Source organism: Candidatus Zixiibacteriota bacterium (assembly GCA_022865345.1).
In the GTDB taxonomy this organism is placed as follows: Bacteria; Zixibacteria; MSB-5A5; order MSB-5A5; family RBG-16-43-9; genus RBG-16-43-9.
Genome location: JALHSU010000062.1, coordinates 1 through 8411, shown reverse-complemented (window position 1 = coordinate 8411; position 8411 = coordinate 1). Strand labels below are relative to the sequence as shown.

Genomic DNA, 8411 nt, shown 5'->3' with positions numbered 1-8411 from the left:
CGTAGCTGAGCCTTTAGGGCTCAGCGCGGAGGTGTGAAACCTCCGCTAATAGTTATTTATGGAGTGCATTGACCGCGTCAATGCTGTTTCGTCGAGTCAGGGGACTCGACGACCACAGTAGGAAGCTAAACTCTCCTTTCACAAAGTAAACTTCATTTTAAGATCAAGCAATACCGTTTTTGTCACTTTAGAGATATAGGTGTGAACTTTGATTGATGTCAGTTTAAATAATAATTTTTTCTTGATTCTTAAGTTTCTGGGTGTTATATATAATTCAAAAAATAGAGTAGAAGATGAACCAAAATCCAGAACATTCTCAGAATCAACCTTTGTCGGACTTGGAGAGAAGAAGAATTGAATCTGAGATAGCTAGGAACGAGGCTGAGAACAGAAAGCTGATTGCAGAATTCGAGGATTTGGAATGGCGCAGAAAATGGCGCGTAAAAGGGCCTTTAATTAAGTGGGCATTGGCAGGTGTTATTGTGGCTGTATTAATAGTAAATTGGTTTATCTTCTACTTTGAGCCGATGCGCCAGACAAAACAAATAAATGCGGAGCTTAATAACGCAAAGTTGGCAAAAGAGAATTGGAGTCAAATGCAGATAAATGAACAGCAACGCCAAGAAAACGAGATACAGAAAAAAATAAATGAGGAACAACGCCAAGAAAACGAGAGAGTAACTAACGAAAACAGGAAGAAGCAAGCTCAATTGGACGCAGCCACAGATACTCTTAGAAGTATTTACGACTTTCTGACAAATAAGCTAAAGTTGTCAGATAAAAAACCGGCTAGTATTGATGACCTGTTGAAAAGCGTGGAGCAACGATTCAATGTCCTAGATCAAACTATCGTGCAGCTTCGTCTGAAGACAATTTATTTTGATTCTACAAGTTCCGAGCTTCGACCGGATGCGAAGGCTTCACTCGATGAAAATGTAAGGACTTTGCAGGAGTTCCCAGATACAAAGATTCGTATCGAAGCATTTGGCGATGGTTTTTTCTGGAACACCACCATGGAACATAGACAGCATCCTGGGTTTACTTATCAAACATTTAGTTCCAGAGATTCGGTCTTAGCCGATAAGCGAGCAAGAAAAGTAATGGACTATTTGACCATGCAGGGGATTTCTGCGAATCGGCTAACCATTATTGGTCGTGCAGGACAACTCCAATCGGCACGCAGGAGTTGCAGGTTTGTTATTATCAAACAGTAACCTATGTTAGAAAGTCGGCGAGTGGCACTCTCAAACTTGTTTTGAGGGTGTGTTCTTGGCCACTTCAGTGGCGTAGCAGGTGTTGGAGGCAATTTCCTTTCGTCGGGCATAAAGCCCGACGCTACGATCTTTTAGAATAATTACCTCAGCTCTAACTCCTCTCCTTACCAGGAGAGGAGAACTTGTTCATAGCCACTTTAGTGGCGTCGCGACAGAAACCTGACTAAAGTCAGTTGGAACAACCCTTACGGCGGAGGGTTGGCGACAGAAATCTGACTAAAGTCAGTCTGAACAACCGGACTCCTGTTCCAAGCCACTTTAGTGGCGTCGAGACAGGACCTGACTAAAGTCAGTTTGAATAATACATTCTTAGCCACATTAGCTGAGTAGATTACAAGACCTAACTGAAGTAAGTCTGCAACAGTTGTATATGTTAGAAATTTTTTTTCTTGCATCTCAAGTTCCCGATTATTATATACTTAAAGAGTTCAGAAAAGAGTAGACAACCTGACTAAAGTCAGTTTGAACAGTAAGTTCTCAGCCACTTTAGTGGCGTAGGTTACCTGACTAAAACAAGTCTGAAAGAGTGATATCATTTAGTATGTCAAGAAACTTTTATAACAATGTCTATTATTTCATCACAGTTCCAACAGTACGACGCTTTCCGTTTTTTGACACGATTGAAAAGAAATCGCTGATTTTGGCAAGATTGGAAAAGTCGAAAGGGTTGTTCCGGGTTGAGGATCTGGACTTTAGCATCATGTCGAACCACTATCATTTTGTTTCATATTTTCGGGATGGAAGAATTATTCCAAGGCTTTTGCAGATGGTAAATGGAGGTAGTGCCTATGATCTGAATAGAATAACGGATAACAAAAAGCCAGTTTGGGATGAGTATTTTATTTATTTGATAGACAAAGAAGTATTACTTTCCAAGGTAAGAGGTTATGTTGTTGGGAATCCCGTCAAACACAGTGAGGTTAAGACTCTTGCGGAACTAGAAAAATATCCCTTCTCAAGTTTCTACACTCTGACTAAGAAAATTGATAGAGAGCAGGTATTAAGTTGGATTCAATCAGTCATTTTGCTGGAGGATGAGAAATTTCTCGAAACGTTAGGTTAGGGGATTAAAAGCACATGATCAAGATCAATTTGGACAGGAAATCAAAACATGAACCTGACTAAAGTCAGTTCGACAATACGGTTCATAGCCACTTTAGTGGCGTAAGTTAAGAACCTGACTAAAGTCAGTTTGAACGGAAGGGAGGATTTTAAAGGATGAGGGAATTCTTGATGAAATGGATTAAGGCAGTAAGAGCGCCTTTTTTCACCGGCACTTTAGTACCGGTTGCGGTTGGGTCTACTTTAGCTTATAGCCAGACCGGGAGATTCCACTGGCTGAATTTTTTCCTGACCTTGTTCGGGTTCTGTTTTATCCATGCGGGCGCTAATCTTGCCAATGACTATTTTGACCATAAAACTACGGATGATGATATCAACTTCTCCTTCACACCGTTTTCTGGCGGCAGCCGTGTGATTCAGGATGGTATTGTCCCGGCTAAACAGGTCCTCAATGCGGCTTTAATTTTTTTCGGACTGGGTTCTGTGATTGGATTATATCTTAATTATGTTTCCCCTGGAAATATAGTTCTTCTTTTTGGAATCTTTGGAGTCTTGACGGCGTTTTTTTATACCGCTACTCCAGTTATGTTTGCCTACCGCGGATGGGGTGAATTGATGATAGGTTTGGATTTCGGGGTTCTGGCAGTGATGGGCTCATTCTACGTTCAGGCGCATTTCCTGAACTGGTCAGCTTTCTGGGCTTCACTCCCTGTGGCTTTTATGATAACCGGCATTCTGTATATCAACCAGTTTCAGGACTACGAAGCTGACAAAACTGTCAATAAGAACCACTGGGTGGTGAGATTGGGTAAGAAAAAAGCAGTTTACGGATACTACCTCATTATCGCAGGAACCTATCTTTCTATCATCATCTCAGTAGTATCAGGACTGCTGCCACCTTTTGCTCTGATTGCCTTGTTGACTTTGCCTCTGGCTTACGCTGCCATAAAAGTCCTCAGAGCTAATTACGATAAAATCTACGAGCTTATACCAGCCAATGCCAGCACCATAAAGATTCATCTTTTCGTGGGGCTGCTTCTTTCTTTTGGATTTATCCTCAACCGGCTGATCTAATCTCTTGTAGGGGCGACCCTCGTGGTCGCCCGCGGGAGGGGACAAGCCCCTCCCCTACGGTCCGATTTGATTTTTGGTAGGGGCGAGGTTTCCTCGCCCTTCTGTCTTCATCGGTAATCCTACCCTGCCCACAAGGTGGGGTATAGACCCACATTGAGGGCAATGCGGGTCTACATCTACCGTCTGAAATACAATCTGGGGCGGATTGCCTTACGCCCATACAAATCATGTCCTCCTTTTGATTACAAGAAGATGACGTAAACCCACGTTGGGGGCAACATGGGTTTACCGGTTTTGACAATTGTAGTTGCTCGATTTATCGAGCAAAAACTTTCTCAATAAATTGGGCAACCACTAAAAGACGGTCTTAAGGATTTCCTTAATATTCCGAACTAAGAGAATAGCAGATGTAGGGGTTAGTAACCTTGCGATCCCGGCAACGGAGTCGTGAAGCCTCTGCTAAATAAACAGGGGATTTTTTCTGCGTTGGTGAGGACACCAACGCAGAGCAGTGGAGACGCCTAATAAATTAGGCAACTACACTCAACCTGCAAGAAGAGCTTATGGAACTTCAGGGTAGTGTGGAAAAATTCCAGCTTTCGGACATCTTTCAGCTTTTGAGCGCCTGCAGGAAAAGCGGAACCTTAGGCGTGCAGAAAGGTGAAGATGTTATCATGGTCTATTTCCAGGATGGTAATATAATCTTTGCCCATAACCCGTATAATCGGCTCCGAGTCGGAGAGCTACTGGTTAAAAAAGGGATATTAAGTGCTAACCGTTTGCAGAAAATCATGCAAGTCCAGAAAGAACTCAAGGACAAAAAAAGAATTGGGGAGCTATTAATTTTAGAAGGCATCATCACCCGAAAGCAGTTAGAGGAACTGGTAAAATTACAGGTGGAAGAAGTGATCTATGACCTTCTCAAATGGGAAAAGGGGAATTTCAAAGTCTACGAGAACAGGTTTCCCACTCAAGAAGAGATAACCATTAAGATCTCCACGGAAAATCTGATTTTAGAAAGCGTGAGAAGATCGGATGAGATGGAAAGGCTAAAGAAAAAGTTGCCATCCTTTGATACCGTTGTAGGTTTAGCCCCAACTGAAGATAACCGGGAAAAAGACATTAACCTGAAAGCGGATGAATGGAATGTCTTAACCTTAGTGGATGGCCAACGGGATATCAGAAAAATCTTAGAGGATTCTAAAAGGGATAAGATCGAAACTCTTAAAAAGTTAGCCGGGCTTCTTTTAGCAGGGGTAGTTGAGCCGGTAAAAAGGCCTATACTGGAGATAAAAACCGACAGACTGGAAAAGCTCTTAGAGCAGTTCAATCGCAGTCTGGAGAAATATACTGAGGAATGAATAGATGGAATTAAAAGAGGCACTCCTGAGTCTTAAAAAATCTATGGATGACTTTTTGGAGAGAGCTTTCGAAAAGGAAGAGGAGGAATGGGAGGTTGACCAAAAAGTTACCGCATTGGAAAATATCGTGCTGGGAAAAAGCAGGGATTTCTGGCAGGTAAAAGACAGGTTCAAAGGGATGGAAGCCTGGCTCAAAAACGAGGGTGAGGAGCTGAACTCAAAGCCGGTCAAGAAAAGTCAGATTCAGAGAGTGATAGAGTGCATTGAAAGGATGAAAGTCTATTGGGAGATGATCAGGGGAGAAAAATTTTATCAGGATGGGGAGAGGACCTTAAAACAGGCAAATTTATTTATAAGGGAAAATCTAAGGAGAAGAGGCTGGGAATACACCCCTTTGGGGCTGGTAGATTTCGTGCAGTTGGATGAGTCACTCCTCAACTTGAAGGAGGAGATAAGAAATTTAGACGGAGACGATACGGACATCAAAAACAAGTATCAGAAAACTTTGAGTTACCAGCTTGACCTGATGGATTATTTCTACAAACCCAAGGACCATCTTTTGACCATACTGGACTATCAGTTGAAAACCTTAGAGATGAAAACTACTAAGGAGGATGAGTTTTTCACCGCCTCACTGATCTACTACCTAAGACAAAACAGATATAAGGTTGAGCCTTATTTAGAAAGATTCAGAAAAATTATTAATCAAAAAAAGAGTTTGAATTAGGGAAAATGAGTATTATCTTGGAACAACGATCCTGGAGTATAAAGCTTAAGGTCTTGTCCGCAGGATCCAGGAGAAGACTTTAGCTTTATCATTAAGTAAACCCAAGACGATTGTTGAAGAAGTTTAGCACATTGTCGTTGCGAGCCCCCGTAGGGGACGAAGCCCAGATGGGCTTCGTCGGTCAAATGACCTCCTCGCAATGACTCTTATGTGCCTGTCGGGTCCCCTGACCCGACAGGCACGAGAGTCGTCTTACCAGGTCAGAGGAAATGGCAAGTACAGAAAATAAAGCTGACGTAGCGGGAGTTTTAGACCTCCTCCAAGCTACGCATAATATGGGTCGGGTAAACCTGAAGGTTTACACTTCTATGCTGGTCAAATAAAAGGCGGTTCAAAATCGTTTTAACTTAGGGTTATGGCAGAGGAAAAAGGTACAAGAGCTTTTCGGGAAGGGATAAGGTCTTTGAAGTCAAAAGACTTCAAAGCGTCTGAGCAGAAGTTTAGAGAGGCCGTGATCAGAAAGGGTCCCAAATCACAAAAAGCTGAGCTGATTTACCAGGCTCTGCTGATCAGAAAAGAATGCGAGAGGTTACTACAGGAGTTGAAATTCAGATTTTAAAGGAGGAGTATGCCTAAAAAGCAGATGACTTTTGCGGATAAGGTCAAGAAAGATAAACATCTGGTCCATTGCCCCAAGTGCGGAGGGGCTAAACAGAGTATCCTTTACGTTGAATCTATCAGGAACGACACCGGGTCCTGGAAATTCAGAGAAAGAAACGTAAACGTGTGTAAATGCAATCAGGCTGAAATTTATAAGTAATTTTTTCTGCAGTTAGTTGAATTTGAAGTAGTTAGCAACCGCCAGCAGGTCTTTTTTTATGGCGGTTTTTGCTTGTGAAAAAAGTTACAAAAAGGCTTGCTTTTGAAAGTTTTTTTCTTAAATTTGTTTAATTTCTTTTTTTTCTTAAGGAAAAAAAAAGGACAATATGCCAAGAATTGAAGTAAATATAAAAAGATGCAAAGGGTGCGAACTCTGCGTTGTTGCTTGTCCCTACAAGGTAATAGGGATGTCAAAGAAGTTCGCCTCGACCGGGTATTATCCTGCTGAAATGGTCAAGCCGGAAAAATGCACCGGGTGTACCCTCTGTGCACTGGTCTGCCCGGATGTAGCCATAGAGGTTTACAAGTAATCTATCTGGATGACTATAAGGAGAGTTTAGAGATGGGTGAAAAATTATTAATGAAGGGGAATGAGGCATTGGCTGAGGGTGCGGTAAGAGCCGGGTGCAGGTTTTTTTCCGGTTACCCGATCACGCCGCAGAATGAGGTCCCGGAATACCTTTCCTGGAGGCTGCCCGAGGTTGGAGGAACTTTTATTCAGGCAGAAAGCGAAGTTGCAGCTATTAATATGCTTTATGGTGCCTCTGCGTGTGGTGCCAGAGTTATGACCTCATCCTCTGGTCCGGGAATAAGTCTTAAGCAGGAAGGAATCTCATATATCTCAGGTGCCAACCTCCCTATCTTCTATGCAAACGTAATGCGCGGCGGACCTGGTTTAGGGAATATCGCACCTTCTCAGGGCGATTATTTTCAAGCCACCAGGGGTGGAGGTCACGGAGACTATAGAGTAATTGTATATGCTCCTAACTCGGTTTCCGAGATGGGGAATTTTCCTAGAAGGTGTTATGATTTAGCTGAGAAATACAGAATCGCCACAATGGTTCTCACAGATGGTCTCTTAGGCCAGATGATGGAGCCGATAGAGTTCGACTTTGAGCCGGTCGATCCTGCTAAACTTCCGGCAAAAGACTGGGCTTTAGGAAATGCTGAAGGCAGGGAAAGAAGGGTGATAAGGTCTTATGATTTAAGGCCCGGATATTTAGAAAAAATGACCTTGAAATTAGCTGAGAAGTATAAGGAAATCGAGGAAAAAGAGGTAAAATTCGAGGCGGTTCAGGTTGAAGATGCGGAGATTCTCCTGGTCGCATACGGAACTTCTTCCCGAATCTCGAAATCGGCTCTGATGTTAGGCAGAAAAGAAGGTATAAAAATCGGGCTTTTAAGACCTATCACCTTGTGGCCCTTTCCGAGTAAAATCATAAGTGACCTGTCCGAAAGGATTAAAAAGATATTAACCGTGGAGATGAGCCTGGGTCAATTAGTAGAAGACGTTAGATTAGCTGTCGAAGGTAAGTCCAAAGTTTATTTGCACGGCAGACCATCAGGCGGAATACCAACTGGAGAAGAAGTTTTAGAAGTGATCAAGAAAATTATGAGGAGTTGATGCAAAGCTGAAAAGGCATCTTGACGGGCAAGGGTGCCCGTCCTACGGGGAATCGACATCTATTGAATCCGTAGGCGGGACTCCCAGTCCCGCAAACAAATATTACAGAGACCCTTTGCGAAATTGTTACTTGCTATAAGCTCTTTGAGTCTGGAGGAACTATGGAGAAGAAAGTTTTTGAAAGAACTAAAGGTTTAACCGAAATCCTGATGCGCTACTGTCCCGGATGCGGGCATGGGGTGGTTCACCGGTTGGTGGGTGAGGTGATGGAGGAGTTGGGGATAGCCAAAAGGACTATCGGGATTGCACCAGTCGGTTGCTCCGTTTTCGCTGACGAGTATTTTAACTGTGATATGATTCAGCCTGCTCACGGCAGGGGACCTGCAGTTGCTACTGGAATTAAAAGGGTTAGACCGGACTGCATAGTTTTCAGCTATCAGGGAGACGGGGATTTAGCCTCAATCGGAATGGCGGAAACGATTCATGCGGCTGCAAGGGGTGAAAGGATAACCATAATATTTGTAAATAATGCTATTTACGGAATGACCGGCGGACAAATGGCACCTACGACCCTTTTAGGGATGAAATCAACCACCACCCCTTTTGGCAGAGACCCCAGGGTTGCCGGG

The 8411-nt window shown here is 43.1% G+C and carries 11 protein-coding genes; 10 read left to right on the top strand and 1 reads right to left on the bottom strand.

Features of this window, described 5'->3' with window-relative positions; genetic code table 11:
* Positions 1–293: 293 nt before the first annotated feature.
* Positions 294–1214, top strand: coding sequence for an OmpA family protein (locus tag MUP17_02735; protein MCJ7457890.1), 921 nt, complete (start codon positions 294–296; stop codon positions 1212–1214).
* A 245-nt stretch (positions 1215–1459) separates the two neighbouring features.
* On the opposite strand, the gene MUP17_02730 is transcribed toward MUP17_02735, so the two are convergent.
* The gene (locus MUP17_02730; protein MCJ7457889.1) at positions 1460–1669 is read right to left on the bottom strand and encodes a hypothetical protein; all 210 of its coding nucleotides are present in this window, start codon (positions 1667–1669) and stop codon (positions 1460–1462) included.
* Between the two features lie 146 nt (positions 1670–1815).
* Here MUP17_02730 and MUP17_02725 point away from each other — a divergent pair, with 146 nt between their 5' ends.
* The 9 genes from MUP17_02725 to MUP17_02685 form a co-directional block, all read left to right on the top strand.
* Positions 1816–2337, top strand: coding sequence for a hypothetical protein (locus MUP17_02725; GenBank protein ID MCJ7457888.1), 522 nt, complete (start codon positions 1816–1818; stop codon positions 2335–2337).
* A 170-nt stretch (positions 2338–2507) separates the two neighbouring features.
* Positions 2508–3410, top strand: a complete 903-nt coding sequence (gene menA, locus MUP17_02720; protein MCJ7457887.1) for a 1,4-dihydroxy-2-naphthoate octaprenyltransferase — start codon at positions 2508–2510, stop codon at positions 3408–3410.
* 563 nt (positions 3411–3973) lie between these two features.
* Positions 3974–4771, top strand: coding sequence for a DUF4388 domain-containing protein (locus MUP17_02715; GenBank protein MCJ7457886.1), 798 nt, complete (start codon positions 3974–3976; stop codon positions 4769–4771).
* Between the two features lie 4 nt (positions 4772–4775).
* On the top strand, positions 4776–5498 hold the full coding sequence (locus MUP17_02710) for a hypothetical protein (protein ID MCJ7457885.1): 723 nt from the start codon (positions 4776–4778) through the stop codon (positions 5496–5498).
* Between the two features lie 463 nt (positions 5499–5961).
* Positions 5962–6117, top strand: coding sequence for a hypothetical protein (locus tag MUP17_02705; GenBank protein ID MCJ7457884.1), 156 nt, complete (start codon positions 5962–5964; stop codon positions 6115–6117).
* 9 nt (positions 6118–6126) lie between these two features.
* The gene (locus tag MUP17_02700; GenBank protein ID MCJ7457883.1) at positions 6127–6318 is read left to right on the top strand and encodes a hypothetical protein; all 192 of its coding nucleotides are present in this window, start codon (positions 6127–6129) and stop codon (positions 6316–6318) included.
* A gap of 166 nt (positions 6319–6484) precedes the next feature.
* Positions 6485–6688, top strand: coding sequence for a 4Fe-4S binding protein (locus tag MUP17_02695; GenBank protein ID MCJ7457882.1), 204 nt, complete (start codon positions 6485–6487; stop codon positions 6686–6688).
* Between the two features lie 32 nt (positions 6689–6720).
* Positions 6721–7782: a 3-methyl-2-oxobutanoate dehydrogenase subunit VorB gene (vorB, locus tag MUP17_02690; protein ID MCJ7457881.1), complete on the top strand. Its 1062-nt coding sequence runs from the start codon at positions 6721–6723 to the stop codon at positions 7780–7782.
* A 161-nt stretch (positions 7783–7943) separates the two neighbouring features.
* Positions 7944–8411, top strand: a 468-nt coding sequence (locus MUP17_02685; protein MCJ7457880.1) for a thiamine pyrophosphate-dependent enzyme, incomplete at its 3' end; no start/stop codon positions are given.